Annotated in this window: 28 protein-coding genes; 15 read left to right on the top strand and 13 right to left on the bottom strand. The window is 68.2% G+C overall.

The genetic code is table 11. The annotated features are described in order from the left end of the window. Positions 1–15: 15 nt before the first annotated feature. Positions 16–1,308 (top strand): phosphatidylserine decarboxylase family protein, encoded by a 1,293-nt coding sequence (locus ACTHNC_RS08995; RefSeq protein WP_440294259.1) that lies wholly within the window; start codon positions 16–18, stop codon positions 1,306–1,308. 56 nt (positions 1,309–1,364) lie between these two features. Beyond that, positions 1,365–1,847, top strand: a complete 483-nt coding sequence (locus ACTHNC_RS09000; protein ID WP_440294260.1) for a DUF6069 family protein — start codon at positions 1,365–1,367, stop codon at positions 1,845–1,847. A 15-nt stretch (positions 1,848–1,862) separates the two neighbouring features. Here ACTHNC_RS09000 and ACTHNC_RS09005 read toward each other — a convergent pair whose 3' ends face one another. Continuing rightward, positions 1,863–2,078, bottom strand: a complete 216-nt coding sequence (locus ACTHNC_RS09005) for a hypothetical protein (RefSeq protein ID WP_440294261.1) — start codon at positions 2,076–2,078, stop codon at positions 1,863–1,865. A gap of 45 nt (positions 2,079–2,123) precedes the next feature. Continuing rightward, positions 2,124–3,533 (bottom strand): MFS transporter, encoded by a 1,410-nt coding sequence (locus ACTHNC_RS09010; RefSeq protein WP_440294262.1) that lies wholly within the window; start codon positions 3,531–3,533, stop codon positions 2,124–2,126. Between the two features lie 89 nt (positions 3,534–3,622). On the opposite strand from ACTHNC_RS09010, the gene ACTHNC_RS09015 reads away from it, so the two are divergent. Then, positions 3,623–4,090 (top strand): SRPBCC domain-containing protein, encoded by a 468-nt coding sequence (locus ACTHNC_RS09015; RefSeq protein ID WP_440294263.1) that lies wholly within the window; start codon positions 3,623–3,625, stop codon positions 4,088–4,090. Continuing rightward, a complete protein-coding gene (locus ACTHNC_RS09020) occupies positions 4,087–4,431 on the top strand; it encodes an ArsR/SmtB family transcription factor (protein WP_440294264.1) in 345 nt (114 codons plus the stop codon). The genes ACTHNC_RS09015 and ACTHNC_RS09020 overlap by 4 nt, the downstream gene beginning before the upstream one ends. A gap of 153 nt (positions 4,432–4,584) precedes the next feature. On the opposite strand, the gene ACTHNC_RS09025 is transcribed toward ACTHNC_RS09020, so the two are convergent. The 3 genes from ACTHNC_RS09025 to ACTHNC_RS09035 all read right to left on the bottom strand — a co-directional run bounded on the left by ACTHNC_RS09025 (position 4,585) and on the right by ACTHNC_RS09035 (position 7,328). After that, positions 4,585–5,202: a ScbR family autoregulator-binding transcription factor gene (locus ACTHNC_RS09025; RefSeq protein WP_440294265.1), complete on the bottom strand. Its 618-nt coding sequence runs from the start codon at positions 5,200–5,202 to the stop codon at positions 4,585–4,587. Between the two features lie 172 nt (positions 5,203–5,374). Then, on the bottom strand, positions 5,375–5,734 hold the full coding sequence (locus tag ACTHNC_RS09030) for a carboxymuconolactone decarboxylase family protein (protein WP_440294266.1): 360 nt from the start codon (positions 5,732–5,734) through the stop codon (positions 5,375–5,377). Positions 5,735–5,804: 70 nt separating this feature from the next. Further along, positions 5,805–7,328, bottom strand: a complete 1,524-nt coding sequence (locus tag ACTHNC_RS09035; protein WP_440294267.1) for an APC family permease — start codon at positions 7,326–7,328, stop codon at positions 5,805–5,807. Between the two features lie 240 nt (positions 7,329–7,568). On the opposite strand from ACTHNC_RS09035, the gene ACTHNC_RS09040 reads away from it, so the two are divergent. The 3 genes from ACTHNC_RS09040 to ACTHNC_RS09050 are packed head-to-tail and all read left to right on the top strand — an operon-like array spanning position 7,569 to position 10,812. Then, on the top strand, positions 7,569–8,366 hold the full coding sequence (locus tag ACTHNC_RS09040; RefSeq protein ID WP_440294268.1) for a helix-turn-helix transcriptional regulator: 798 nt from the start codon (positions 7,569–7,571) through the stop codon (positions 8,364–8,366). Continuing rightward, entirely contained in the window at positions 8,366–9,532 is a 1,167-nt protein-coding gene (locus tag ACTHNC_RS09045) for a MalY/PatB family protein (RefSeq protein WP_440294269.1), read from the top strand. Before ACTHNC_RS09040 ends, ACTHNC_RS09045 begins: the two co-directional genes overlap by 1 nt. Beyond that, positions 9,529–10,812: an MFS transporter gene (locus tag ACTHNC_RS09050; RefSeq protein ID WP_440294270.1), complete on the top strand. Its 1,284-nt coding sequence runs from the start codon at positions 9,529–9,531 to the stop codon at positions 10,810–10,812. Before ACTHNC_RS09045 ends, ACTHNC_RS09050 begins: the two co-directional genes overlap by 4 nt. A gap of 107 nt (positions 10,813–10,919) precedes the next feature. On the opposite strand, the gene ACTHNC_RS09055 is transcribed toward ACTHNC_RS09050, so the two are convergent. The 3 genes from ACTHNC_RS09055 to ACTHNC_RS09065 are packed head-to-tail and all read right to left on the bottom strand — an operon-like array spanning position 10,920 to position 12,893. Next, a complete protein-coding gene (locus tag ACTHNC_RS09055) occupies positions 10,920–11,717 on the bottom strand; it encodes an SCO1664 family protein (protein WP_440294271.1) in 798 nt (265 codons plus the stop codon). After that, positions 11,714–12,397, bottom strand: a complete 684-nt coding sequence (locus ACTHNC_RS09060) for an MSMEG_4193 family putative phosphomutase (RefSeq protein WP_440294272.1) — start codon at positions 12,395–12,397, stop codon at positions 11,714–11,716. The genes ACTHNC_RS09055 and ACTHNC_RS09060 overlap by 4 nt, the downstream gene beginning before the upstream one ends. A gap of 43 nt (positions 12,398–12,440) precedes the next feature. After that, positions 12,441–12,893: a universal stress protein gene (locus ACTHNC_RS09065; protein ID WP_440294273.1), complete on the bottom strand. Its 453-nt coding sequence runs from the start codon at positions 12,891–12,893 to the stop codon at positions 12,441–12,443. 188 nt (positions 12,894–13,081) lie between these two features. Here ACTHNC_RS09065 and ACTHNC_RS09070 point away from each other — a divergent pair, with 188 nt between their 5' ends. The 4 genes from ACTHNC_RS09070 (at position 13,082) to ACTHNC_RS09085 (ending at position 16,900) form a co-directional block, all read left to right on the top strand. After that, a complete protein-coding gene (locus tag ACTHNC_RS09070; RefSeq protein WP_440294274.1) occupies positions 13,082–13,660 on the top strand; it encodes an HhH-GPD-type base excision DNA repair protein in 579 nt (192 codons plus the stop codon). Next, complete coding sequence (gene mgrA / locus ACTHNC_RS09075) at positions 13,657–14,697, top strand: L-glyceraldehyde 3-phosphate reductase (protein WP_440294275.1); 1,041 nt, start codon at positions 13,657–13,659, stop codon at positions 14,695–14,697. Before ACTHNC_RS09070 ends, mgrA begins: the two co-directional genes overlap by 4 nt. Positions 14,698–14,922: 225 nt before the next feature. Continuing rightward, a complete protein-coding gene (locus ACTHNC_RS09080; protein WP_440294276.1) occupies positions 14,923–15,939 on the top strand; it encodes a malate dehydrogenase in 1,017 nt (338 codons plus the stop codon). A 115-nt stretch (positions 15,940–16,054) separates the two neighbouring features. Further along, positions 16,055–16,900 (top strand): hypothetical protein, encoded by an 846-nt coding sequence (locus ACTHNC_RS09085; protein WP_440294277.1) that lies wholly within the window; start codon positions 16,055–16,057, stop codon positions 16,898–16,900. 1 nt (position 16,901) lies between these two features. On the opposite strand, the gene ACTHNC_RS09090 is transcribed toward ACTHNC_RS09085, so the two are convergent. The 3 genes from ACTHNC_RS09090 to ACTHNC_RS09100 are packed head-to-tail and all read right to left on the bottom strand — an operon-like array spanning position 16,902 to position 19,633. Continuing rightward, on the bottom strand, positions 16,902–18,470 hold the full coding sequence (locus ACTHNC_RS09090; RefSeq protein ID WP_440294278.1) for a transporter: 1,569 nt from the start codon (positions 18,468–18,470) through the stop codon (positions 16,902–16,904). Continuing rightward, complete coding sequence (locus tag ACTHNC_RS09095; RefSeq protein WP_440294279.1) at positions 18,452–19,258, bottom strand: ABC transporter ATP-binding protein; 807 nt, start codon at positions 19,256–19,258, stop codon at positions 18,452–18,454. Before ACTHNC_RS09095 ends, ACTHNC_RS09090 begins: the two co-directional genes overlap by 19 nt. 24 nt (positions 19,259–19,282) lie before the next feature. Beyond that, positions 19,283–19,633 (bottom strand): hypothetical protein, encoded by a 351-nt coding sequence (locus ACTHNC_RS09100; RefSeq protein ID WP_440294280.1) that lies wholly within the window; start codon positions 19,631–19,633, stop codon positions 19,283–19,285. A 166-nt stretch (positions 19,634–19,799) separates the two neighbouring features. Between ACTHNC_RS09100 and ACTHNC_RS09105 the strand changes: the two genes are divergently transcribed. From ACTHNC_RS09105 to ACTHNC_RS09120, 4 genes are all read left to right on the top strand, one after another. Further along, positions 19,800–19,991: a hypothetical protein gene (locus ACTHNC_RS09105; RefSeq protein WP_440294281.1), complete on the top strand. Its 192-nt coding sequence runs from the start codon at positions 19,800–19,802 to the stop codon at positions 19,989–19,991. 48 nt (positions 19,992–20,039) lie between these two features. Beyond that, the gene (locus tag ACTHNC_RS09110; RefSeq protein ID WP_440294282.1) at positions 20,040–20,390 is read left to right on the top strand and encodes a hypothetical protein; all 351 of its coding nucleotides are present in this window, start codon (positions 20,040–20,042) and stop codon (positions 20,388–20,390) included. An 81-nt stretch (positions 20,391–20,471) separates the two neighbouring features. Continuing rightward, positions 20,472–21,767, top strand: coding sequence for an ion channel protein (locus tag ACTHNC_RS09115; protein WP_440294283.1), 1,296 nt, complete (start codon positions 20,472–20,474; stop codon positions 21,765–21,767). Between the two features lie 38 nt (positions 21,768–21,805). Continuing rightward, positions 21,806–22,393, top strand: coding sequence for a TetR/AcrR family transcriptional regulator (locus ACTHNC_RS09120; RefSeq protein ID WP_440294284.1), 588 nt, complete (start codon positions 21,806–21,808; stop codon positions 22,391–22,393). Positions 22,394–22,454: 61 nt separating this feature from the next. Here the strand turns inward: ACTHNC_RS09120 and ACTHNC_RS09125 are convergent, their stop codons facing one another. After that, entirely contained in the window at positions 22,455–23,771 is a 1,317-nt protein-coding gene (locus ACTHNC_RS09125) for an MFS transporter (RefSeq protein ID WP_440294285.1), read from the bottom strand. Between the two features lie 88 nt (positions 23,772–23,859). Beyond that, entirely contained in the window at positions 23,860–24,798 is a 939-nt protein-coding gene (locus tag ACTHNC_RS09130; protein WP_440294286.1) for a LysM domain-containing protein, read from the bottom strand. Positions 24,799–24,825: the final 27 nt, after the last annotated feature.

Below are 24,825 nucleotides of genomic sequence, written 5' to 3' on the forward strand. Positions count from 1 at the left end.
CGTAGCTTGTCGGATGTGAGTGCATCCGTCGACGTCAAGCGACAGGGCGGTTGGCTGCCGTCCAAGCAGGTCGATCTCGAAGAATGGCTGAACGGGCACCGCGACAAGGTGCGCGAGCAGGACGACGCGCCGTTGCATCCGGTGATCCTCGAGTTCCGCGAACTGATCGACACCGACCCGGTGGTGCGGATGTACCTGACCGAGATGATCGAGCAGGTTCCGCGGTCGAAGCCGTACCAGCGACGGTACGTGCACGACGTCGACGAGCTTCTCCGGCTCATCAACCAGCTGCTGACCATGGCTCCGGAGTTCCGCGACGACGATCGCATGGTGATGACCCCGTTGACGGCGATCCTCGACTGGACGATGGGCACCCCGGCGGGCCTGGTCGCCTACCGCGATCCACGGATCAACACGATGATCAAGAAGATCCTCGACGCGTGGTGCGAGTTCCTCAGCGGCCCGGACTCGCGGTATGTGCTCAACGAGTCGGCGACCGGATGGATGTCACCGAAGGCGCGGCAGGTTCTGGGCATCGACCAGTACCAGTACGAACCGGATCAGCCGCACTGGGGATTCCGCTCGTGGAACGACTTCTTCACCCGCCGGTTCACCCCAGAGGCACGTCCGGTCGACGCCCCCGACGACGACAACGTCATCGTCAACGCGTGCGAGTCGACGCCCTTCACCATCGCGACGGATGTTCAGCGGCAGAGCCGGTTCTGGATCAAGGACCAGCCGTATTCGCTGCAGGACACGTTCGCGGGCGACGACTCCGTCGACCAGTTCGTGGGCGGGACCGTGCACCAGGCCTTCCTCAGCGCCACCTTCTACCACCGATGGCACAGCCCGGTCTCCGGAACCATCGTGCGCGCCTACCTCCAGCAGGGGACCTATTTCGCGGAGGCGGCATCCGAGGACGGAACCGAGCCGACTCTGTCCCAGGGCTTCCTCGCGCACGTGGCGACGCGGGCGATCATCCTCATTCGCGCCGACAACCCCGTCATCGGGCTGATGGCGGTCGTTCCGATCGGGATGGTCGAGGTGTCGTCCTGCGTCATCAATCCCGACGTCATCCCCGGGCACCACCTGGACAAGGGCGACGAGCTCGGATACTTCCAGTTCGGCGGATCGACGGTCTGTCTCGTCTTCCGGCCGTGCGTGATCCAGGACTTCGCCCTCCAAGCGCTGCCGCAGACCAGCGAGAGGATGACCCGCCCCGTCAAAGTGCGGTCGCGTCTCGCCACCGCCCGGCTGCGCACTGAACTGGATGGTGAGGACCCTCTTAGAAGACCGACGGCATCCTGATCCGGACATCCGACCCGCCGGCAAGGCGGGCATCCAAGTGGCGTAAGGAACAACCCATGTCCGTAGGAGAGACGTCCGGCCTGCCCCGAGCCGTGATGCGGTACTTCGTCATCGACTGGCCGCTCGGAAGGCGCCAGCCGTCGTGGTGGCGATTCCTGATCGCACTCGTCGTGGCCGTCGTCGGCTCCGTGGCGGCGTGCGCCATCCTCGCCGGACTCGGCCCGATCATCTTCCCTTCGACGGCCGGGTACCCGCACTTCCAGTTCGCGGACTACACGAAGCTCACCGTGGTCGGCGTCGTCATCGCGTGCATCGCGTGGCCCATCCTCACCCTGGTCAGCTCCCGCGCCGCGCGCCCCCTGTTCCTGACGGCGACGATCATCGTGACGATCGTCTCGTTCGCTCCGGATGCCTGGATCATGCTGAAAGGACAGAGCGCGCCGGCCGTGCTCGTGCTCGCGTTGATGCACATCGCGGTTGCGCTCGTGACCTACCCGGCGCTCGTCACGATCGCTCGGCAGCGATCCCGGACTCCGTGAAAGAGAGACGCTGCTCTACGACTCGGCCGACGTTCCTCCAGGATTGACGGCCGTATAGTCCTCGCCACCCGAGATTCCGTGGCCGAGCGTATGCGCTTCGCCCGATTCCGCCGCGACCTGCTCGGCGGGCTCATTCCCGGGCTCATCGCCGGTTGCTGTCCCGCGAATGTCGCCGCGAGCCGCGATGCGGTCTCCGCTTCTCTTGCCCGCCTCGTCGTTCGTGTCGTTCATCGCCCGACCTTAGGCATCCCTACTGAAGGACGCGAAGGGGTTGCGTCACTGAATATTCAGCGCGAGCGGAGCTGCCGCCGGGTCGCGCACCGGCTGACGTCGACCTCCGAGGAGGGAGACGACCGCCGCGGCCGCCGCGAATGCTGCAGCCATCCAGATCGACGAAACGAACCCCGCGGTGAACGACGCCCGCGTAGTGTAGCTGCCACCACTCGTGAACACCGTTGCGCTGATCGCGACGCCGAGCACGACGCCGATCTGGCTCAGGCTGCTGTTCACCCCTGCCGCGATGCTCATCCTGCTTCGTGGAACCACGCCCACGATCTCCGTCGAGAGGGCCGGCAGGAAACACGCCAGCCCGAGGCCGGCGACGAGGAGAGGGCCGAACATCGCCCAGTACGCTGTCGTGGGCGCGGCGACGAGCGCGAGCCAGGCCATGCCAAGCGCCTGCATTGCCATTCCTCCCGTGAGGAAGGGTCGAGTGCCGATGCGGCTCGTGAGGGCACCGACCAGCGGGGAGAGGATCAGCACCGGGAGCGGCCATGCCATGAACTCGATGGACGCGGTGACAGGGTCGGCTCCCTGGGCGAGTTGGAAGAACTGCGAGAGGAAGAAGACAGCGCCGGCCACACCTGCGTAGTGCAGGAGCGTCGCCGCGTTCGCGGAGCTGAACCGTCGGATCGCGAACAGCGAGATGGGCATCATCGGATATGGAGCGCGGTGCTCTGCAAGCAGAAACACGCCAAGCCCGACGAGGCCGAGTGCGATCGGGAGCCAGACCACGACGTCGCCCCAACTGTGCGAGGAAGCTCGGACGAGACCCCATGCGATCCCGAAGGAGCCCGCCGAGGCGAGAAGCACACCACGGATGTCGAGGCGATGTTGAGACCCATGGGACTCGGTCACGACCAGCCGGGCGAGGACCGCGGCGGCGAGACCGATCGGGACGTTGATCCAGAAGATGCCCCGCCATCCCACGACTTCCAGGAGGCCGCCACCAATGACGGGGCCGAGAGTTCCTCCGACGCCCAGGACTGCACCCCAGATCCCGATCGCGCGCCCGCGCCGCTCCGGTGTGTACGCCTCGCCGATCACGGCGAGCGACGTGGGCATGATCGCCGCGGCGCCCGCTCCCTGCACGGCGCGCGCGACGATCAGGGAGCCTGGGTCTGGACTGAGGGCCGCCGCGGCCGAGGCGACCGCAAACGCGACCAGCCCGATGATGAGAATGCGTCGCCGTCCGAATCGGTCGCCGAGTCCCGCGGCAGTAAGGAGGAGGCATGCGATCGCAAGACTGTAGGCGTTCATCGTCCACTCAAGCTGTTCAACCGATCCGCCGAGTTCCCGGCGGAGGGTCGGCAGCGCAGTCGCCATCACCTGCGTGTCGAGGCTGTTCATGAAACCGGCGGCCGAGGCCACGACGAGAGTCCACGTCGGACGGTGAGTTTGAGTCACGGCAATCCCCTTTATGCAACTACTGGTTGCAGAATGCAGCACGGTCGCGTAAATTGCAACTATCGGTTGCATACATCAGGGAGGATGCCGTGGAGTACGGGAACATCGAGCGAGAGATCCGGATCGATGCCTCACCGGAGGTGGTCTACGACGTGATCAGCACGCCCGAGCACATCAAGGTGTGGTTCGACGCCGACGCGGAGATCGAGCCGGTCGTCGGCAGTGTCGGCAGGCTCCAGTGGGGCACGAGCGGTAGATCTGCACGCATGGTGGTCGTGGAAGCGACTCCCGGTCAGGTCTTCGCCTTCCGCTGGATCGCACCGCCTGGCATCCCTGTCGACGACGACACGGAGCTGACAGCCGAGAACTCGGTGCTCGTCACCTTCGAGCTGACTGCGCACGAAGACGGCACACTGCTCAAGGTGACCGAGGGTGCCATGCGTGAGCTGGGCTGGGAAGCGGCCCTGCTCGAGGAGTACTTCCTCGGTCACAGCGACGGTTGGTCAGACCTGCTGCCTGCGATCGCGGCTCGTGCAACACAACTGGCCGCGGCATGAGCGCGCTGGTTCCGGTGGATGACCGACTCTGGTCCGCGGTCGGCGACCCGACCCGACGACAAGTGCTCGACCTGCTGTTGGTCGGCGGCCCGTGCAGCGCCAGCGGTCTGGGACGACAGCTGCCCGTGAGCCGTCAGGCAGTCGCCAAGCATCTGACAGTCCTCGAGGCCGCGGGCCTGGTCTCCGCGCAGAACGTCGGGCGAGAGGTGAGGTATGGCGTGGATGAGGAACAGCTTGCCAAGGCAATCGCTCAGCTGACGGCCGTCGGCCGCGCCTGGGACCAGCGGCTGGACAAGATCCGTGCAATCGCCGAACGCATCGAGAGAGCCCGCAGGTCTTGAGGGGAACCGCACATCCGAGTCGAGCGCCGGGCCCGGGGTCAGTTCGCATGTACTGGATGAACCCGGCGAAACTCGGCTAGTCCTCTATACCTTTCGGAATGGCAGACGGGGCGGAGCCAGCGAACCGAACCCTGACCGATCACGCTCGCTGCATCAACGAATTGCCGCGATTCCTGCGGCGGCGTCGTCGAGGATGCCGCCTGCCGCATCCCCTACGACACCCGGCAGCACCACTCGCCACATGTCGAGCACCCAGTCGATCAGCTCGGCGCGGTGTCCCAGAGCGGTCGCAACCTGCTGCGTGCCGAAGAACCCGGCGACGAGCACTCGGGCAGTGGCGGCGACATCCAGCCCCGCCACGAGTTGCCCATTGCTCTCTGCGTCGCGAAGGGCTCCTTCGGTGAGCGCCGTCCAGTTCACGTACGGAGTTGGGAGGTCGGCATCCACGACGTCGGCATCGCGCTGAAGGCGCACGGCGGCTCGGACCATGACGTCGTCTCGGAACTGCCCTGCGACCTCGAGCGACATCGCGACGAGGGAACGCACATCCATGCTCCCGCCCGCCCGATAGGTCTCGACCAGGCCGGGGAGCGCCGAGTAGAAGCGCTCGACGATCGACAGGGCCATCGACCCCTTGCTCGGGAAGTGGTACCCGAGGGCGCCCTTCGTCTTGCCGAGGCGGTCGGCGATGCCCTGGAGAGTGGCTGCCGCGTAGCCGTGCTCGTCGAATTCCTGAGCTGCAGCAAGCAGCAACGTCTCTCTGGTCTCCACCGACCTGCCTTGCACCCTGACACTTCCCCTCTGCAGGCGGCCGCCCTGGCACCCGCGGCACGATCATCTCAGGTTTCGAGCGCGTGTACGAGGACGTCGACCGCTTGGTCAGAGCGAACCGGTCAGAGTCCGCAAGACCGGGCTCGTTCGAATCGGCGGGTCAGGTGCCTTCCTAGTGCTCGCCGGTCTCACGGAGGTAGTGCTTGACCGCCTGGAAGCCGTGCGCTATCGCACCTCCCGCCCGCAGCGCTGCCGCGATGAACACCGTCTCGGAGATCTCGGTCTCCGTCGCGCCCTCCGCGGCGGCGGCCTTCGTGTGCGCCTCGATGCAGTAGACGCACTGCGTGGTCAGCGCGACGGCCAGCGCCATCAGCTCGGTGTACTTGCGCGGGATGGCCATCCCGTCACGGCGGAGCGCCGCGTCATCGAACGCCGTCAGCGCGGTGAACGCATCCGGCGCTCCCCTGCGGAGCTGTCGGGCGAATTGCTTGTCGCGCGGGTCGTGGTAGTGCTCGGCGTACGCCTCACTCATCGGATGCCCCTCTCTTCTTGTCGCCCGTGTCGGGCCGCTGCTGTCTGCAGAGTCCGCCATGACGTGCGCGTCATTCGACATCCCTGGTCAGGGTCGGGATCTCGCCCTCTTCGCCGAAGCCGACCTTGGGGAGAGCCATCGCATCCATGCTGATCGCCTCGCGTTCCGCCCCGACCACGCCGTCGATCGTTCGGGTGCTGCCGGTGAGCGTCTCGCCACGAGCGAGCCGGTCCAGTTGCACCGCCTTCGCGTGGCGGTAGCGCAGCGCGAACACGACGATGCCGAGCGCCACCCAGACCCCGAGCGCGGCCCACACCATGACGGTCACACCCTCGGTGAGCAGGTAGAACTGGTAGCAGCACACCGCGATGCCGACGATGGTGAACGCCCAGTGCAGCCAGAGCGGAAGCTTGAACGGCGACTTCGCGTAGCGCTCCGGGAACAGGTAGCGCATCCGGATCGACGCGAGGATGACGATCACGAACGTGACCTGCCCGATCAGGCTGCCGACGCTGCCGATCACGCTGATGTCGATGTGCGCAACGGCCGGCACGATGCCGATCACGAACATGGTGCACAGCAGCCAGTGCGGGGTGCCGAAGCGCTTGTTCACTGCGCCGATCCGCTTCGGGAACCAGCCGTCATCCACCGCCGCGAGCGCGCTCTTCGAGCCCCACAACAGCTGCGCGTTCATGGTGCCGATGACGGCGACGACCGCGCCGCCGAGGATGAAGAAGTACCAGAGCCACGGCGGCATGAACGTCTTGGCGACCACTGAGAGGGGCTCGCCTGCGACCTTCGCGATCGGCAGGATGCCCGCGGCGGGCAGGGCGATCAGCACGTACATGATCGCGGCGAAGACGGTGCCGCCGATCACGGCGACCGGAATGGTGCGGCCCGGCTTCTTCATCTCACGGCCGAGCTCGGCGACGACAGTGCCACCACCGGTGGCGAAGGTGAGCAGTGCTGCGGCCTGCAGGAGCTTGAGCGTGCCGTTCGGAATCGCCGGCGGGTAGGTGCCCCAATGCACGTGCAGCAGCCCGAGCACGATGAAGCATCCGAACGCGACGAGCATGATGCCGGCGAGCACGATGCCGATGCGCGCTGAGAAGGATGCGCCCATCAGGTTCGCGACGAAGAAGATCGAGATCAGCGTCACGCACACGACGGTCGGATCGAACCAGCGGTTGAGGCTGTTCAGGTAGCTTCCGGCCGCGAGTCCGTAGAGGCTGAGGCTCGCCATCTGGATGATGAAGAACCAGAGGTTGACGAAGCCCATGATCGGATGCACGAGCTTCGTCGCGTAGGTGTAGGTGCCGCCGACGACGGGCATCGAGGCACCGAGCGTCGCGATCGGCACCGAGACGATGAGGATCGCGATCGCGGCCACGATGAACGCGATCGGAACTCCACCGCCGGTCATAGCGATCGCCACGCCGGTCAGCGAGACGACGCCGCCACCGACGATCTGATGGAACGAGATCCCGAGCGCCTGTGGCGTGGTGATGGTTCTCTTCAGGTTCTCCTGGTTCAGCGTGGCGGCTGAGTTCGCGGTGGCAGCTGAGTTCGCCGTGCCGGCTGATGGGGCATCCATGTCACTCTCCATTCGAATCGGGCCCGCGACTCTGCGGGCTTCGGATATTGACCGGGAGTCAACATCCGATCGAGTCCTTCAACATCTTGTGCAATCTCCACACATGGTGAGCGGTTTGTCAATAGTTTGTTGATGCGATCCACGGTTCGTTGACTTCCTCGTGGTTTTGACCCATGCTCGTGATGGCACCACTCGCCGCGGCTCGACGCCCGGCGATCACTGGACAGAAAGAGATCGACTATGGCGCAGATGCGTTCACGGCCGGCCACCGCCGGCGGCATCCCCGATGAGGGGATTCGTCCGACGGTCGACGGTGAACGGCTCATCGCCGTGTTCTCGGCGCTGGTCGAACCGCTCGGTCGATCTCTGCCGCCGTCGACGGAGGTGGTGCTGCACGACCTCAGCAAGCTGCCGAACTCGATCGTCGCCATCCACGGCGACGTGACGGGCAGGCGGGTCGGAGACCCGGCGACCGACCTGCTGCTGAAGAAGCTCCACGAGCTCTCCGAAGACCACATCGTCGGCTACGAGACCCACCTGGCCGACGGGCGCCGCATCCGGTCCTCGACCATGATCATCCGGGATGTCACCGGCCAGCCGGTCGCCGCGCTCTGCCTCAACTCCGACCTGTCGGTGTGGGAATCGGTGCAAGACATCGCGACCTCGATGCTCGACCTCACCGGCATGCGCAAGCCGACCCAGCAGGCGGGCGAGCCGCGCATCGTGCCGGCTCAGGCATCCGACGAGGCGGAGCCGGAGGTGTTCGTCACGGATGTCGACCAGCTCGCGTCGCACCTCATCAGGCAGGCCGTGTCGAACGTGGATGTGCCGGTCGAGCTCATGCAGAAGCGGCACAAGGTGGCCGTGGTGCGCGACCTCAAGGACCGCGGCATGTTCCATCTGCGCGACGCCATCGACATGATCGCGACGACGCTCGGGGTCACCCGGTTCACCATCTACAACTACCTGAACGAGATCGCCGACGAGGATGCCGCCGACTCGGATGACGAGCCACTTCAGATCGGAAAGGAAGGCTGATGACCAGCGCACACGAATTCGACTCCATCGGAATGGACAGGCTGCGCGAGATCGGCAGCCTGAAGTGGACGATGTTCCCCGGCAAGATCGGTGCGTTCGTCGCCGAGATGGACTTCGGATGCGCACCCGCGATCGCGAAGGCACTGCACGAGAGCGTGGACGACGGCCTCTTCGGTTACCTTCCGCCCGCGGTGTCCGAAGCGATGTCGGAGGCCTGCGCGGCGTGGCAGAAGTCGCGATACGGGTGGGGCGTGCCTGCTGCACGCGTGCATCCGCTCCCCGATGTCATCAAGGGCCTCGAGGTCGCCATCGAGCAGTTCTCCGCTCCCGGCTCGAAGATCGTGCTGCCGACACCGGCGTACATGCCGTTCCTGTCGGTGCCGCCGACGCTCGGGCGCGAGATCATCCAGGTGCCGATGCTCGTGCGCGACGGACGGTACGAGTTCGACCTCGATGGTCTCGACCTGGCGTTCCACGACGGCGGAGGGCTGCTCATCCTCTGCAACCCATACAACCCGCTCGGCCGCGTCTTCAGCCGCGAGGAACTGCTCGCCGTGAGCGAGGTCGTCGAGCGCAACGGCGCGCGCGTCTTCTCCGACGAGATCCACGCGCCGCTGGTGTACCCGGGCGGACAGCACGTGCCGTACGCGAGCGTGTCGGAGGTCGCGGCATCCCATACCATCACCTCGACCAGCGCCTCCAAGGCGTGGAACCTGCCCGGGCTGAAGTGCGCGCAGATCATCATCAGCAACGACGCCGACGCCGAGGTGTGGGAGCGCATCGGATTCATGGCGAGCCACGGCGCGAGCAATCCCGGCGTGATCGCCAACACCGCTGCCTACAGCGCCGGCGCCGACTGGCTCGCGGGCACGGTCGACTACCTCGACGGCAACCGCCGGCTGCTCGGCGACCTGCTGGCCGAGCACCTGCCGGAGATCGGCTACACGGCTCCCGAGGGCACGTACATCGCGTGGCTGGATGCCCGCGCTCTCGAACTCGAGGTGCCTCCCGCGGACTTCTTCCGCGAGCGCGCCGGCGTGGCCATGACCGACGGATCGTCGTGCGGTGAGGCCGGGGTCGGGTTCATGCGGTTCATCTTCGCCACTCCACGACCGATCATCGAGCAGGCCGTCAGGCAGATGGCCGACGCCGTGAAGCGCCGGTGACCGCCCCGGATGCCGGACTCGGCTCGGTGACGACCGCGCCGGCCGGCCCGCGCGACCGCACCGTCGCGAACCGAGTGCGCCTCGTCGTCGCCCAGCTGCTCTGCGGCGTGGGCATCGCGTCGGGGGTCGCGGTCGGCGGCGTGCTCGCCGAGAAGCTCTCCGGCGTGATGGGCGTCGCCGGCTTCGCGCAGACGGCGAGCATCATCGGTGCCGGACTGATGGCGATCCCGTTGGCTCGGCTCGCCGTGCGGCACGGGCGTCGCTGGTCGCTCACGCTCGGGTTCACGACCGCCGCGATCGGTGCCGTGTTCATCCTGGTCGCGGCCACGAGCGGACAGTTCTGGCTCTACCTGATCGCGATGGTGCTGTTCGGTTCGGGCACCGCGACGAACCTGCAGTCGCGGTACGCCGCGATGGAGTTCTCCCGACCGGGCGCCGAGGCACGTTCGATGTCGATCGTGCTCTGGGCCACGACCGTCGGCTCGATCGCCGGTCCGAATCTCTCCGCGCCGGGCGCGAATCTGGGCAAGGCGCTGGGGCTCGTGCCGCTGAGCGGTCCGTACCTCTTCTCGCTGGTGGGCTTCGTACTGGCCGCGATCGTGACGGTCGGCATCCGTCCCGTCGCGGGGCACGCGCCGGGCAACGACCCGACTCCCGCCGGAGAGGCTCCGGTCGGGGCGCTCGCCGCGCTCCGGACAGCCCTGCGAACACCTCGCGCGGTGTTCGCGATCGCGTGCATCGTCACCGGTCAGATGATGATGGCCGCGGTCATGGTGATGACCCCGGTGAGCATGAACAACGACGGGATGTCGCTCGAGTTCGTCGGCATCGTGATCAGCGTGCACATCGTCGGCATGTATGCAGCGAGCCCGGTCTTCGGCTGGCTGACCGACAAGACGAGCGCTCAGACCGTCGCCTGGATTGGCGCGGCCCTGTTCGTCGCATCGTTCGCCCTCGGCGCGTGGGACGGCGCCGCGCACTCAGCGATGCCGCGGCTGATGGCGGCTCTCTTCCTGCTCGGCCTCGGCTGGTCGGCGTGTTTGATCGGCGGGTCCGCGATGCTCGTCGAGTCGGTGCCCGCGCACATCCGTGTTCCGCTGCAGGGCGGAGTGGATGCCTCGATGAACTTCGGTGCCGCGGCTCTCGGCGCCCTGGCCGGACCGGTGCTCGCGCTCGGCGGGTTCTTCGCGGTCAACGTGATGGCTGCCGCGGTGCTCGCGGTGCTCGTGTGGGCCGGGGTGCGGGCGCGGGTGCGCCGGTCCTCCATTCAGTCGACATGACATCCGCCTGGATGCATGCCAAATCGGCATGTTCTCGGCAGGAGAGCGCGATCTGTCATGTTGACGGGTTTGGTATGACGCGGCGAGGCCGCGCGCAGCACCGAGCGTCAGAACAAGGGCCAGGGGGTGGCGGGCATCCAGCCGCTGGGGGCCGGGAACCGGCCGGTGCCGAGCATCCGCGTGCAGCGATCGGCGAAAGCCTCGAGCTCGGCCGCGGAGAGCAGGGTGGCCAGCTCGCGCCCGAGTTCGTGGCGGAGGGATGCCAGCACTCGCGCGACTCCGTCGGCCTCCTCTGCGGTGAACGGCTCCCGCACCCACCCCCACAGCACGGTGCGCAGCTTGGGCTCGGTGTGGAACGTGAGGCCGTGGTCGACGCCGAAGCGGTGGCCGTCCGGCATGGCGAGCACATGGCCGCCCTTGCGGTCCGCGTTGTTGACGATCGCGTCGAAGACGGCCATGCGTCGCAGGGCCGGCGAGTCCTCGTGCACGAGCGCGATGGAGCCGCCGTCCTCATCGGCACCATCGAAGACGCGGCACCATCCGCGTGGAACGCCGGCGGACGGCACCACGTCCACCGCTGACTGCGCCGTGTCGACATGCTGCCAGAGCTGCAGCATGCCTTCGCCGAGCGGTCCGTCGCCGATCCAGGTGGGCGGGACGAGGTTCCAGTCCAGGCGTTCCGACACCAGATAGGCGGCGAACTCGCGGTCGGCGAGATCGCCGTCGGGAAAGTCCCACAGCGGCTTCTCGCCCTCGCGCGGCTTGTAGACGACGGGCACGTCGCCGATCGAGGCGAGGAACGTCTCGTTCGACGCGGCGGGGATGCGCGCGACCAGCTCGACCTCTCCGCTCAGCACCGGCGTCCGATTCTCGTCGACCTCGCGGTTCGCCTGTTCGCCGTTCACGACGCGCCGGCTCCGCCGCCCACGGCATCCATCTCGGCGACGCCGTCGCGGAGCCAAGCGAGGTCGCCGGCATCCGTATTCGTGCCGATCACGCGGGGGTTGCCTGCGCCATAGTGCACGATCGAGACGGATGCCGGCCCGACGCTGATGCGCTGGAAGTGGTCGAGGTGCATGCCGAAGGCATCCGCCAGCACCGACTTGATGACATCACCGTGGCTCACCGCCACCCACACCGCCTTGGGGCCGTGCTCGGCCGTGACCCCGGCATCCTGCCGGCGAACCGCCGCGACCGCCCTCGCCTGCATGGCCGCCATGGATTCGCCGCCCGGGAAGACGACGGATGCCGGCTTCGTCTGCACCTGTCCCCACAGCTTCTCGCGCGCCAGCTCGCTCAGCCGCCGACCCTGCCATTCGCCGTAGTCGCACTCGGTGAGACCGGGCTCGATCGACAGCGGCGGCGAGCCCGGCTGCTCGGCCAGCACGATGCTGGCGGTCTCGCGGCATCTCTCCAGCGGACTGGACACGATGGCCGCGAGCCGGACGGCGCCTAGTCGCTGGGCGGTGCGTTCAGCTTGCGCGCGGCCCACGTCGTCGAGAGGTACACCCGTCGCGCGACCTACGAGGACGCCCGCGGCATTGGCCGCGGTGCGTCCATGCCGGACGAGCATCACCGTGGCCATGCTTCGAGAGTAGGACGCATGCCTGGACTCGGTTGCTGTCGCGTCAACGCACGATCAGCACGGGGCAGTTCGCGTGCGAGGCGCACTCCGAGCTCACCGAACCCAGCAGCAGACCCGCGAATCCGCCGCGTCCGCGGGAGCCCAGCACGAGCATCTCGGCACCCTTGCTGCGCTCGATGAGCACCTGCGCAGGATGCCCGTGCTGCACCACCGTGGTCAGGAGAGCCGGTCGGTCGGTTCCGTAGGCATCCTTCAGCGCTTCGTCGAGGATGTCGCGGGCGATGTCTTCGAAGGATGGATCGGCCGACATCGCGTAGGGCGACACGGCGACCGGATAGCTCCACGTCGTCACCGCCTCGATCCGTGCTCCGAGGAGTCGCGACAGGCGGTCCGCCTGCCGGAGTGCGGCGATCGACTGCTCGGAGCCGTCGACGCCGACGACGATCTTGGGTTGTTCGGACTGCGGCTGCGATGTGTTCTCGCTTGTCTCGCTCATTTCTTCAGCATGTGTCGGAGAACGGATTCGCGCCACCACCAGGACGGGTGAGATGAGCGCACCCGGGCGGCGCCAACCATTCAGCTGACTCGAATTGCGGGTGTCCGGCATCCACACCCGCAATTCGCGTCCGCGGAGGCGTCGGTCGTGCCCGGCGGCCTCGTCGACCAGCGTGACAGGATGACGGTATGACCGGCACCCTGCACATCACCGGCGATGCTGCCGCCGATGAACTGCTCTCCACCTCCCCGCTCGCGCTGCTTCTGGGCATGCTGCTCGACCAGCAGGTCGCCATGGAGACCGCGTTCAGCGGCCCGGCGAAGATCCGCGACCGCATGGGCGGGCTCGACGCCGCCGCGATCGCGGACGACGATCCTTCAGGCTTCGCCAAGCTCTGCGCGACGCCGCCCGCCGTCCACCGCTTCCCCGGTTCGATGGCGGCGCGCATCCAGGCGGTGTGCCGGGCCATCGTCGCCGACTGGGGCGGCGACGCGGCCGCGATCTGGACAGAGGGAGACCCCGACGGCGCCGAGGTGCTGAAGCGACTGCGCACGCTTCCCGGCTTCGGCGACCAGAAGGCGCGCATCTTCCTCGCCCTGCTCGGCAAGCAGTACGGATACGACGGCGCCGGCTGGCGAGAGACCGCCGGTGACTACGGCGACGAGGGTTCGTACCGGTCCGTCGCGGACATCGTGGACGAGGCATCCCTCACCCGAGTACGAGAGAACAAGCGGGCGGCGAAGGCCGCCGCGAAGGGAGCCCGATGACGTACGTCGCCCGCGACGACCGCTACGACAGGATGCTGTACCGCCGCACCGGACGCAGCGGCCTCGACCTGCCTGCGCTGTCGCTCGGGCTGTGGCACAACTTCGGCGACGACCGTCCGATGCAGACGCAGCGCGCGATCGTGCGGCGTGCGTTCGACCTGGGCATCACGCACTTCGACCTCGCGAACAACTACGGCCCGCCGTACGGCTCGGCGGAGACGAACTTCGGCCGCATCCTGCGCGAGGATCTCCTGCCCTACCGTGACGAGCTCATCCTCTCGACGAAGGCGGGCTGGGACATGTGGCCAGGGCCCTACGGCCAGGGCGGCGGCAGCAGAAAGTACGTGCTGGCCAGCCTCGATCAGTCGCTGAAGCGCATGGGCGTGGACTACGTCGACATCTTCTACTCGCACCGCCCCGACCCCTCGACGCCGCTCGAGGAGACCATGGGCGCACTCGACACCGCCGTGCGCAGCGGCAAGGCGCTCTACGTCGGAATCTCGTCGTACAACGCGGAGGACACACGCAAGGCGGCCGCGATCCTCACCGACCTCGGTACCCCGCTGCTGATCCACCAGCCGTCGTACTCGATGCTCAATCGCTGGATCGAGACGGAGGGGCTGCTGGATGCCGCGGGCGAGCTCGGCATCGGAGTCATCGGCTTCACCGCGCTCGCGCAGGGCATGCTCACCGGGAAGTACCTGAACGGCATCCCTGCCGGGTCGCGTGCGTCACGAGCGTCGTCGCTCCCCGACGAGCTGCTGTCGGATGCCGCCCTCGCGCGCATCCGCTCGCTTGCCGACATCGCGGAGGAACGCAATCAGACCCTGGCGCAGCTCGCCCTCGCCTGGGCGCTTCGGGACTCGCGGGTGACCTCGCTCGTGATCGGTGCGAGCAGCGTCGAGCAGCTCGAGCAGAACGTGGCTGCGCTCGACCATCTCGACTTCACCGATGACGAGCTGACGGCGATCGACGAGCACGCGGTGGACTCCGGCGTCGATCTCTGGGCGACCGCACGACGGGGCGAACTGGGCTGACGGCGGCGGGCAGGACGCTCGCTTAACGCCCAGGCTGAGCATAGGGTTCGTACAGAGCCCGTTCGAGAAGTTTCCATACTCTCGAGAAGCAGTCGGGGTATCCCCCCAAAACTCCCGGCCGCAGGAAGGCGATCCGCCCGAGATCGTCTCCAGATCCCCGGATGAGCCGTTGAGGACATCCGGGGATCGCTCTACGCCCGCATCCCGCGGCCATAGTCTGTGGTCATGGCCCCCACGACACAGCCCGTCACCGTGACCGTCACCGGAGCGGGAGGGCAGATCGGCTACGCGCTGCTGTTCCGCATCGCATCGGGGCAGTTGCTGGGCCCGGACACGCCTGTGCGGCTGAACCTGCTCGAGATCCCGCTGGGACTCCGGGCAGCAGAGGGAACCGCCCTCGAGCTCATCGACGGCGCGTTCCCGCTGCTGGCATCCGTCGACGTGACGGATGACGACGCCGCCGCCTTCGACGGAACGAACGTCGCGCTGCTGGTCGGCGCGCGGCCACGATCGGCCGGCATGGAGCGGGCCGACCTCCTCGAGGCGAACGCGGCCATCTTCGGACCGCAGGGGCGCGCGATCAACGAGCATGCGGCATCCGACGTGCGCGTGCTCGTCGTGGGCAACCCGGCCAACACGAACGCGCTGATCGCGTCGGCGCACGCACCGGACGTGCCGCCCGAGCGGTTCACCGCGATGACCCGGCTCGACCACAACCGGGCCGTCGCGCAGCTCGCGCTAAAGGCCGAGGCGCCCGTGACGGATGTCGACGGCGTGATCGTGTGGGGCAACCACTCGGCGACGCAGTATCCGGATGTCTCGCACGCGACGGTCGACGGCCGCCCGGCTCTCGAGGTGGTCGACGAGGCCTGGTGCGAGGAGGTGTTCGTGCCGAAGGTCGCTAGACGCGGGGCGGAGATCATCGAGGTGCGCGGTGCGTCGAGCGCGGCATCCGCGGCGAACGCCGCCATCGACCACGTGTACGACTGGGTGAACGGGACCGGCGATCGCTGGACGTCGGCGGGCGTCACGACGAGCGGGCCGAACGCGGAGGCGGCAGCGTCGTACGGCATACCCGAAGGCCTGGTCTGCTCGCTGCCGGTGCGGTCACAGGGCGGCGAGTGGCAGGTGGTGACCGGACTCGAGAACTCGGCGGTGGCGCGGGCGCACATCGAGGCATCCGTCGCCGAACTCATCGACGAGCGCGAGGCCGTGCGCGCGCTGAGCCTGCTGCCCGGCTGAGTCTCCGCGGTTCGTGCGCCTGCGAGCCCGTCGACCGCGGACTCGCGCCCCGTCGACCGCGGACTCGCGCCCCCGAATCCGGGGCGTCCTCTCGGCTGGGTGCAGGATCGTGACCATGCAGCTGTCCAGCACGTCCACGCAGCGCACGTACCGGCACCTGCGGTTGGCCGTCATCGGCGCGGCCGTGATGACACTGGTGACGCTCGTCGTCGTCACGATCGCCGTCGGCCCGGTCTCCAGCCTCAGCGCGCTCTACTACACGCCGGGCGGAACGGCCTTCACCGGGGCACTGTTCGGAATCACGCTCGGCCTGGTCGCGCTATCCGGCCACAGCGTCGAGCAGGTACTGCTCGACATCGCCGCGTGGTTCGCCGCCTTGATCGCGGTGCTGCCGACGCCGATCGCGGCCCGGGATGCGCCAGGAGTCGCCGGGCTGTGCCCTGACGGGACGGTATGCGTTCCGGCGACGGCGACGGCCGCGGCAACCGTGGGGATCATCGTGGTGGCCGCGATGGGCATCCTCACCTCGATCGTCGCGGTCTGGCTCGCCGCGGCACGCCACCGCCTCAACGCCGGAGTCGTGGTTCCCGCGGCGGTCGTGGTCGCTGTGTCGATCGGCTTCGTGGTCTGGCTCGACGTCGGGCAGCATGCCCTGCTCGCGATCGGCCACCTGGTCGTCACGGGAGTCTTCTTCTGCATCATGATCGCCGTGTCGGTGGTCTCGGCGATCACGGCACGCGCTCCGTGGCGCGGGCTCTACATCGTCGTGACGGTGGGGATGTGCGTCAGCCTCGTCTACCTCGCCGTGGTGTTCTTCACCCACCTCTCCGGCGCGGGAGCCGGCCAGCCGTGGATCCTCTTCGGCGAGGTCGCCCTCATCGTCTTCTTCGCGGTCTTCTGGATCGGGCAGACGGCGCAGAAGTGGAACGAGCTCGACCCGGCGCTCAGCGCCGTGCGTTGACCTACGCGTCCTTCCGCAGCTGCATCAGCAGCTGCGGGGCGCGACGGTCGAGGATGCCGCCACCGATCCGCACGCCGATCGCGAGGCTGATCGGGCCGAGCGCGGCGCCGACCACGAGGGCGATCCATCCCCACAGCAACTGCCCGGTCACCACGTTCACGATCAGCAGCACGATCTCCGGCGCGGTGAGCAGGGCGAGCACGCCCCAGGTGAGGAACGTGGATCCGAGCAGCGCGGTGTTCGCGCCTGGACGCGTCTTGAACGGGTTGTCCCCCGGTGCGGGAGCCGGATAGACCAGCACCGCCGAGGTCACCGAGCACACGGCCAAGCCGCCGAGCAGCAGACCGAAGGCGAGTCCGAGCAGGCCGGGCACGAGCATCCACTGCTGGCTGGCGCCTGCGGTGATCAGCGTGACGGCCACCGCTGCCGGCAGGCCGAAGGTGAGCACGGCGGATGCCCGCCCCCAGCGGTCGGCGCGCCCCGGCACGCCCTTGCTGACGTGCAGTACGAACGCGGTGGAGTCGTACGACACGTCGGCGATCAGGGTGACTCCGAGGAGGAACGCGACCATCGGTCCCGACCACAGAAGCAGCGCGTGGAAGTGGGTCAGCGACGAGTAGAACCAGAACAGGATCGGCATCACCGGAATGATCACGAGCTGCCGAACGTAGCGCGGATCACGGAACCAGTAGAGCAGGCAGCGCGCCGCGATCGCTCCGGCCGGGGTGGCGGGCAGCCGGCCGAAGAGGCCTAGCTTGCCCTGCGCGCGCACTCTGGATGCCGCGTGCACCGGCGTGACGAGCGCCCGGGAGAGCCCCCACCGCCACACCAGGAACACCACGGCGATCGTGGCCGCGCCGATCAGGGCTCGCAGCACGGCGCCGAGCGGGTCGCCGAGCGCGGCCTGCGACGGGATGGCCCAGATCGCCCCGAGCGGGGTCCACGACATGGCGTCGCCGAGGCTGGGCAGCGCGTCGGCCGAGTGCCGCAGCGACGACGTCACACCGACGATGATCGGCCCCAGCAGCACGAGCGGGATGAAGATGAGGATGCCCGCCGCCTCACGGAACCTGCGCCCCGACGCCAGCCCGGCCGCAGCGGACGTGACGGCGCGGGACAGCATGATGCAGAGCAGCGCGCCGGCGATTCCGCACAGCAGTGCGAGCACGGCGATTCCGGGCATCCGGAGCCACGATCCGAACGTGAAGACCGAAGCGACCATCGTGATCGCGCCGGGAATCGCGACCACGCCCGAGATGAGCAGACCGGTCAGCAGCTTGTTCAGCGGGATCGGGTACACGGCCAGGTGCGGGGCATCCAGAGTCTGTTCGACGGAGAAGAACAGGGGAAGGATCGCCCAGCCGAGCGTGAGGGTGGAGCCGGCGAGCACGACGACCGCGCGCACGATCTCCACCGGCGCAAGGTTCAGCGCGAACAGGCCGACGATGACCATGCCGAGCACGAACAGCCCGTACAGGCCCCCGATGATGACGGCGATGAGCTGACCGATGCTGCGCTTGAGGCTGCCCAGCAGAACCAGTAGCCGGAGCCTTACGAGTGCTGCAACCACTCCGGCCCCTCCTGCACACGGCGGCCGCCGACGAGCTGCACGAAGCGGTCCTCGAGATCGGCGCCGGCACGCACCTCGTCGACCGTTCCGGATGCCACGACGTGCCCGTTCGTGATCACGGCGACGTGGTCGCACATGCGCTGCACGAGGTCCATGACGTGCGAGGAGACGATCACGGTGCCGCCGCCGCGCACGAATCCGCCGAGGATGTCGCGGATGTTCGCGGCAGACACCGGGTCGACGGACTCGAACGGCTCGTCGAGCACGAGCAGCCTCGGGGCGTGCACCATGGCGCAGGCCAGCGCGATCTTCTTCGTCATGCCGGCGGAGTAGTCGACGACGAGAGTGCCGGCCGCCTCTTGAAGGTCGAGGAGCTGCAGCAGGTCCTTCGTGCGCGAGACCGCGGTCGGACGATCCATGCCGCTGAGCAGTCCTGCGTACACGACGAGCTGCTCGCCGGTGAGCCGGTCGAAGAGCCGGGCGCCGTCGGAGAGCACCCCGATCTGGGCCTTCGCCTCCAGCGGCCGCGCCCACACGTCGATGCCGTGCACCGCCACGGCGCCGGCATCCGGCTTGAGCAGCCCGGTCGCCATGCTCAGCGTGGTCGTCTTGCCCGCACCGTTCGGTCCGACCAGCCCGTAGAAGCTGCCGATCGGTACGTCGAGGCTGATCCCGTCGACGGCGTGTTTCTGGCCGAATGACTTATAGAGGCCGCGGATCGACAGGGCAGCGCCCGGGTCGGGAGCGGGCGGTGCGTACTGTGTCGGCGGGTTGACGGCGTCGGTCATGGCATCCTTCCGAAGCCGCTTACGCTACCAGCCGATGGCGCGCCATGCCGAGACGAAGCCGACCATCCAGCACGCCACGCACAGCACGAACGCGCCGAGCGTGATCCACCAGCTCGACGCGCGGCGCAGCATGCGCACCAGACCCCCGACGAACCCGGCGAGGGCGACGACGACGGATGCCGCACCCGCGGCGAACAGGCACGCGACAGCCGCCTCCGAGCTGCACGACTGCGGAGGGCAATAGTCGAGGAAGGCGAGCCCGAAGATGGCAGCGAACGACGCGATGCTGATGAAAGCCCCGGTGACGAGCCACACGACGATCGAGACGATGATGTCCCAGACGATGTAGGGCGGCTTCACCTCCTGGACGGTCATGGAGGGAGTCTACGAACCGTGTATGAGCATCCGCCCGACGAGCTATGGCCACGCGATGTGAGCCGGGACGGCGCAGCACGGTCGCATGCCGAACCGGTGCAGTCAAGTCCTCGACGCGGCCGGGAAGAGCGGTGAGCCTTGCAGATTCCAAGGAAAGAGGAATCGCATGCGCAAGTTCTTCACCGTGCTCACGATCGGCATCGTCGCGCTGATCGCGTACACCTACGGTGCGAAGGCCGGTCGCGGCAGGTATCGCGAGATCAAGGCGGGCATCGATGCGATGTGGAACGACCCGCGCGTGAAGAAGGCCCGCAAGAAGGCCATGAAGCGCGCGGAGAAGGCCGCGAAGTCGATGTAGCCGGCACCGCCGGAATGACGAACGAACCGGAAGATCAGGAGAAGAGACATGGCCGAGATGAACGAGAAGTCCCTCAAGGACGGCGTGGATGACGCCGCGGACAAGGCGCATGGCGCCGTTGACGAGGCTGCGGGCACCGTTTCGGAACGGATGAGCGACGCATCCCGATCCGCATCGCGAGGCGTCGGCGAGGCAAGCGGCGCCGCGCACGACATGGTCGACGACGCGCAGCGGAAGGTCTCGCGGGGACTCGACCAGGCCGACGCGTCGCTCGACGATATGCGCGACACCGCGATCGAGACGACCAGGGAGAACCCACTCAGGGTCATCCTCATGGTCGCCGCTATCGCGGCCGCGGTGGGCTTCGTCGTGGGGATGGCGTCCTCCCGACGGTCCTGACCGCGCGGCGGGACTCACCCGTCGAATGTGAAGTCCGCACCGTATCGCGGCGATCTCTACACGTCTGCATAGCGTGAGTTCGTGGCGGATACGAGCGCGCGACCGGCCACGGCGGACGAGGGCGCCGGGCCGAGCATCCGCACGCTGCTGATCCTGTCGCTTCCGGCGCTCGCGATCGGCATCGTCTCTGCGGTGGTGCTGTGGCTGCTCGATCTGGTCTCGGAGTGGCTGCAGGACGGCCTGTGGGATGCCCTGCCGCACGCGTTCGGGATCGGCACCGACAACCCGTGGTGGATCCTCACCGTTCTCACCGTGACGGGCTTCGCCGTCGGGCTGGTCGTCTGGCTCATGCCGGGACACGGCGGACCGGATTCCGCCACGACCGGCCTCGATTCGCCGCCGCCTCCGGCGCGCACGCTTCCGAGCATCGCCGTGGTGGTCATCCTCGGGCTGGCCGGTGGGGTGAGCCTCGGACCGGAGAACCCGATCATCGCGATCAACTCGGCGCTCGCCGTGGTCGCGATGGCGCGGTTCGCCTCGAAGGTTCCGCCGAGGCTCGTGATGCTCCTGGCGTCGTCGGGCACGATCGGTGCACTGTTCGGCACGCCGGTCGCCGCCGCGCTGGTGCTCACGGGTACGGTCGCCGCCGTCAAGGGCGGCGGCTCGCTGTGGGACAAGCTCTTCCTCCCGGTCGCCGCGGCGGCGGCCGGCTCGGTGACGATGCACCTGCTCGGCGGGCAGAGCATCGCGTTCCACCTGCCGCCGCTCGGCGCGCCGCAGCCGCTCGACTTTCTCACCGGGACCGCCGTCGCCATGTTCTCCGCCGGAGTCGGGATCGCGGCCGCGTTCGTGTTCCCGTACCTGCACTCCAGGTTTCACGCGCTGCGGCATCCGTTGATCTTCACCACGTTCGGCGGCCTGGTCCTCGGGTTGCTCGGCATCGTCGGCGGACCGCTCACGCTCTTCAAGGGACTCGAGCAGACCGGCGAGCTGCTCGCGCATCCGGAGCGCTACTCGGCTGGCGCTCTTGCGCTCTTCGCCGGGGTGAAGATCGTGGCGCTGCTCGTCGCGGCGAGCGCCGGTTTCCGCGGCGGCCGAGTCTTTCCCGCGGTCTTCATCGGGGTTGCGATCGGCCTGTTCGCGCACGCCGTCATTCCCGGCATGCCGCTCGGCCTCGCCGTCGCGTGCGGCGGCCTCGGCATCGTGATGGTCGAGACGCGGGACGGCTGGATCGCCCTGTTCCTCGGCGTCGCCCTCACCGGAGACCTCACCGTGCTGCCGATCCTCTGCGTCATCACGCTCCCGACCTGGCTGCTCATCACGAAGGCGCCGCCGTTCGAGATCGCGGCGAAGCGTCCGCTTCTGGCGAGGGCCTAACGCCACTTTTGGACAGGTCTGTCTGATAGGATGCGCGCATGGCAGCACGCGACAAGGGCCCGTCGCCACGGGAGCGTCTGCTCGCCGCCGCCGACGAGCTGTTCTACGACGAGGGCATCCACACCGTCGGCATCGATCGCATCATCGAGAAGGCCGGCGTGGCCAAGGGCTCGCTCTACTACAACTTCGACGGCAAGGACGACCTGGTGCGCGAGTACCTGCTCGGCCGTCACGCCCGCATGGCCGCGCGCCTCGAGGGGGCGATCGCGACCGTCGACGACCCCCGAGCGAAGGTGCTCGCCGTGTTCGACGAGCTCGGTGATGTGCTCCGCGATCCCGGCTATCGCGGATGCGCGTTCTCCCGCGCGCTCGCCGAGGCCCAGCCGGGCAGCGCCGAGGTCGAGGAGTCCGCGAGCTACCGCGGCTGGCTGCACGGCCTGTTCGGCCGGCTCGCCAACGCACTCGACGTGACGGATGCCCCGACCCTCGCCGAGCGGCTGCTCGTGGTCTACGACGGGGCTCGCATGGGATTCCAGATGGACGGCGATCCGCGGGTGGCGCAAACGGCGCGCGCCCTGGCCGAGCAGCTCATCGACGCCGACGTGCGCGCATCCGCGAACCGCTGATCGCTGACCCGACCTGCCGGCCGGGTCAGCGCAGTCGATGCTGCCTGGGCGCTGGGATGCCTCAGACGGTTGCGGTGCAGCCGGTGGTCGTCGCCACGGTCGCCGTGCGGGCGACGCGCTCGGCCGCTGCCCTGCGCTGCTGGGCGACGAGCCGCTGCTGCGCGAGCAGGCCGACGACCGCGGCGAGCGCGATGACGACGCCGTAGAGCACGACGGTCGACATGAGCCCGAGCGGGGCGATGAGGAGTCCGCCGAGGATGGCCGGCAGACCGAAGGACAGATAGGCAACCGTGTAGACGGCGGCGAAGAGTCCGGCCCGCTCGTGCGGAAGCGCGATGCCGGTGAGCACGCGGAGCGCTCCGGACAGCGACGCACCGAAGCCGGATCCGCCGATCACGCCGCCGATGATGAAGAGTGCGAGCGAGCCGCCGTAGACGGACGCCACGATGATCGCGCCGCCGATGAACACCGCCACGACCGCGTACAGCAGCACCCGGCGCACCGCGATACGGCCGAGCACGAATCCGGCGACGGCGGCGGCTGCCGGTGCGGCGAATGCCGTGACGCCGTCGACCGCGCCGCTGTCGATGTGGAACACGCGAAGCACGATCATCGGGCCCAGGCCGAGGAACAGCGCGCCGAGGGTCCAGGTGGCGACGATGCCGGGGACGGCGGCACCGAACTCGGCCCGTGCCGCACGCGGCACGGCGACGCGCGGAACCAGACTGGGCACCGCACCGCTCTGGCGGGTCGATGTCTCGGGCGCGAGCACGGCCACCACGAGGCCGAGAACCGCGACCGCGGCGAGCACCGCGAACACGACGGCATCCGCTGCGACGGTGAACTGCATCGCGAGTCCGGCGAACAGCGCACCCAGCGCGAGCCCGGCCGGCGGCACAGCGCCGCCCATGATGGAGCCGAGTCGCTTGAACCGCTCCGGTGCGAGCTCGACCATGGATGCCGTGAACGCACTGGTCGCTGCGCCGGTCGCGATGCCCTGCAGTGTGCGCGCCGCCGTCACCCACCAGATGTCGGATGCCACGACGAAGCCGAGCATCGCCACGGCCTGCACGGCGAGCGCCGCGATGAGCACCGGGCGCCGTCCTACGTGATCCGACAGCTTGCCGGTGACCAGCAGGGCCGCAATCAGGCCGAACGCGTAGGCCGCGAACGCGATCGTGAGCGTCCACGCCGGAAAGCCCCACTCCTGCTGCAGCAGCAGAAGGATCGGTGTCGGCGCACCGGACGCCAGGTACAGACCGACGGCGGCGAGCGACGTTCCGACGAACGCTGCTCCTCTCGGAAGAGCGAAGCGCCGTTTCACGGTCGCCACAGGCGCGGTGGGGTCCTCGACACGGGGCGAGACCTGTGAAGTCATGCTGGCCTTCTCTCTTTGAACCGATCTGTTCAAGAGATTAGACCGATCTGTTCAAGAAGGCAACAGCGGCCGGCCGTGCGCGCGGCGCTCAGACGCTGTTCGGATCCAGGTTCAGCGTCGTCCCCTCGTAGAGGTACTGCTGGTCGCCGAAAACCTGAAGGTTCGCGTTGAGCCAGATCAGGTCTTCGACCGTGATACCGAATCGCTTCGCCACGACAGACGTGATGTCCCCGGGCGCGATGAGGTAGCTCTTCGGCGCACCGCCGGAGGTCGTCGCCGTCACGCTGCCCGCAGCATACGTGCGGGCACCGCCGTCGACCGGATGCACGTTGGACTGGCGCACGGGGACGTTCCAGCTCACCGTGTCGACGGCCAGAACCTTGTTCGGTCCGAGCTCCACAGGGACGCCGTCGCCCGAAGCGACCGAGGAGTACGTGACCAGCGCGACGAGGTACGACGGCTGATCCTCCGAACCGAGCGACACGGACGAGCTCTGCGGCGAGGTTGTCGGCCCGCCAAGCAGATGGTCGCCGACTCCGTGCCAGGTGAGACCGTCACCGACCTTGGGCGGGATGTCGAGCAGCGTGACCGACACCGGGATCGGCACGGTCGAGGTGAACCCGGAGTACTGCGCGGTGAACGTGTTGTCACCGTTCGCGACCACTTTGTACTGGTAGTGGATGCTTCCCTTCGGCGACGCGACATCGCCCTGCGCCACGACGGTCCCCGCCGGCACCGGGATCAGCGTGGGAGCCGGCTCGGACGTCTCACCCGGCTCCGGAGTGGCCGGATGCGAGATGGCCGGGTCGGCTGCCGCGGCCGGAGTCGTCGTGCGCGCCGTGGGCGTGGGAGACGACGAGTGGCTGTGCGTGGGACGAGCTTTGGTGGTGGCGGCAGCGAGGCTGCATCCGCTCAGCGCGGTCACGACCGCGATCGACACCCCGATGGCGACGAACCAGCGCGCCTTCGATCGGTTCCCCACCTCGAGCTTGTCGCCGGCCGCACCGCCCGCACCTAATCTCCGCACAGCGGAATACTAGCCACCCGTCTAGAC

This window comes from Humibacter sp. (assembly GCF_051954055.1).
Lineage (GTDB): Bacteria > Actinomycetota > Actinomycetes > Actinomycetales > Microbacteriaceae > Humibacter.

Bases quoted from the DNA above. Each gene is read 5' to 3' on its own strand.
- ACTHNC_RS09000 (WP_440294260.1), top strand. From the start codon at position 1,365: ATGTCCGTAGGAGAGACGTCCGGCCTGCCCCGAGCCGTGATGCGGTAC.
- ACTHNC_RS09005 (WP_440294261.1), bottom strand. From the start codon at position 2,078: ATGAACGACACGAACGACGAGGCGGGCAAGAGAAGCGGAGACCGCATC.
- ACTHNC_RS09020 (WP_440294264.1), top strand. From the start codon at position 4,087: ATGAGCGCGCTGGTTCCGGTGGATGACCGACTCTGGTCCGCGGTCGGC.
- ACTHNC_RS09030 (WP_440294266.1), bottom strand. From the start codon at position 5,734: ATGAGTGAGGCGTACGCCGAGCACTACCACGACCCGCGCGACAAGCAA.
- ACTHNC_RS09035 (WP_440294267.1), bottom strand. From the start codon at position 7,328: ATGGATGCCCCATCAGCCGGCACGGCGAACTCAGCTGCCACCGCGAAC.
- ACTHNC_RS09040 (WP_440294268.1), top strand. From the start codon at position 7,569: ATGGCGCAGATGCGTTCACGGCCGGCCACCGCCGGCGGCATCCCCGAT.
- ACTHNC_RS09045 (WP_440294269.1), top strand. From the start codon at position 8,366: ATGACCAGCGCACACGAATTCGACTCCATCGGAATGGACAGGCTGCGC.
- ACTHNC_RS09060 (WP_440294272.1), bottom strand. From the start codon at position 12,397: ATGGCCACGGTGATGCTCGTCCGGCATGGACGCACCGCGGCCAATGCC.
- ACTHNC_RS09065 (WP_440294273.1), bottom strand. From the start codon at position 12,893: ATGAGCGAGACAAGCGAGAACACATCGCAGCCGCAGTCCGAACAACCC.
- ACTHNC_RS09070 (WP_440294274.1), top strand. From the start codon at position 13,082: ATGACCGGCACCCTGCACATCACCGGCGATGCTGCCGCCGATGAACTG.
- mgrA (WP_440294275.1), top strand. From the start codon at position 13,657: ATGACGTACGTCGCCCGCGACGACCGCTACGACAGGATGCTGTACCGC.
- ACTHNC_RS09080 (WP_440294276.1), top strand. From the start codon at position 14,923: ATGGCCCCCACGACACAGCCCGTCACCGTGACCGTCACCGGAGCGGGA.
- ACTHNC_RS09085 (WP_440294277.1), top strand. From the start codon at position 16,055: ATGCAGCTGTCCAGCACGTCCACGCAGCGCACGTACCGGCACCTGCGG.
- ACTHNC_RS09095 (WP_440294279.1), bottom strand. From the start codon at position 19,258: ATGACCGACGCCGTCAACCCGCCGACACAGTACGCACCGCCCGCTCCC.
- ACTHNC_RS09100 (WP_440294280.1), bottom strand. From the start codon at position 19,633: ATGACCGTCCAGGAGGTGAAGCCGCCCTACATCGTCTGGGACATCATC.
- ACTHNC_RS09105 (WP_440294281.1), top strand. From the start codon at position 19,800: ATGCGCAAGTTCTTCACCGTGCTCACGATCGGCATCGTCGCGCTGATC.
- ACTHNC_RS09110 (WP_440294282.1), top strand. From the start codon at position 20,040: ATGGCCGAGATGAACGAGAAGTCCCTCAAGGACGGCGTGGATGACGCC.
- ACTHNC_RS09120 (WP_440294284.1), top strand. From the start codon at position 21,806: ATGGCAGCACGCGACAAGGGCCCGTCGCCACGGGAGCGTCTGCTCGCC.
- ACTHNC_RS09125 (WP_440294285.1), bottom strand. From the start codon at position 23,771: ATGACTTCACAGGTCTCGCCCCGTGTCGAGGACCCCACCGCGCCTGTG.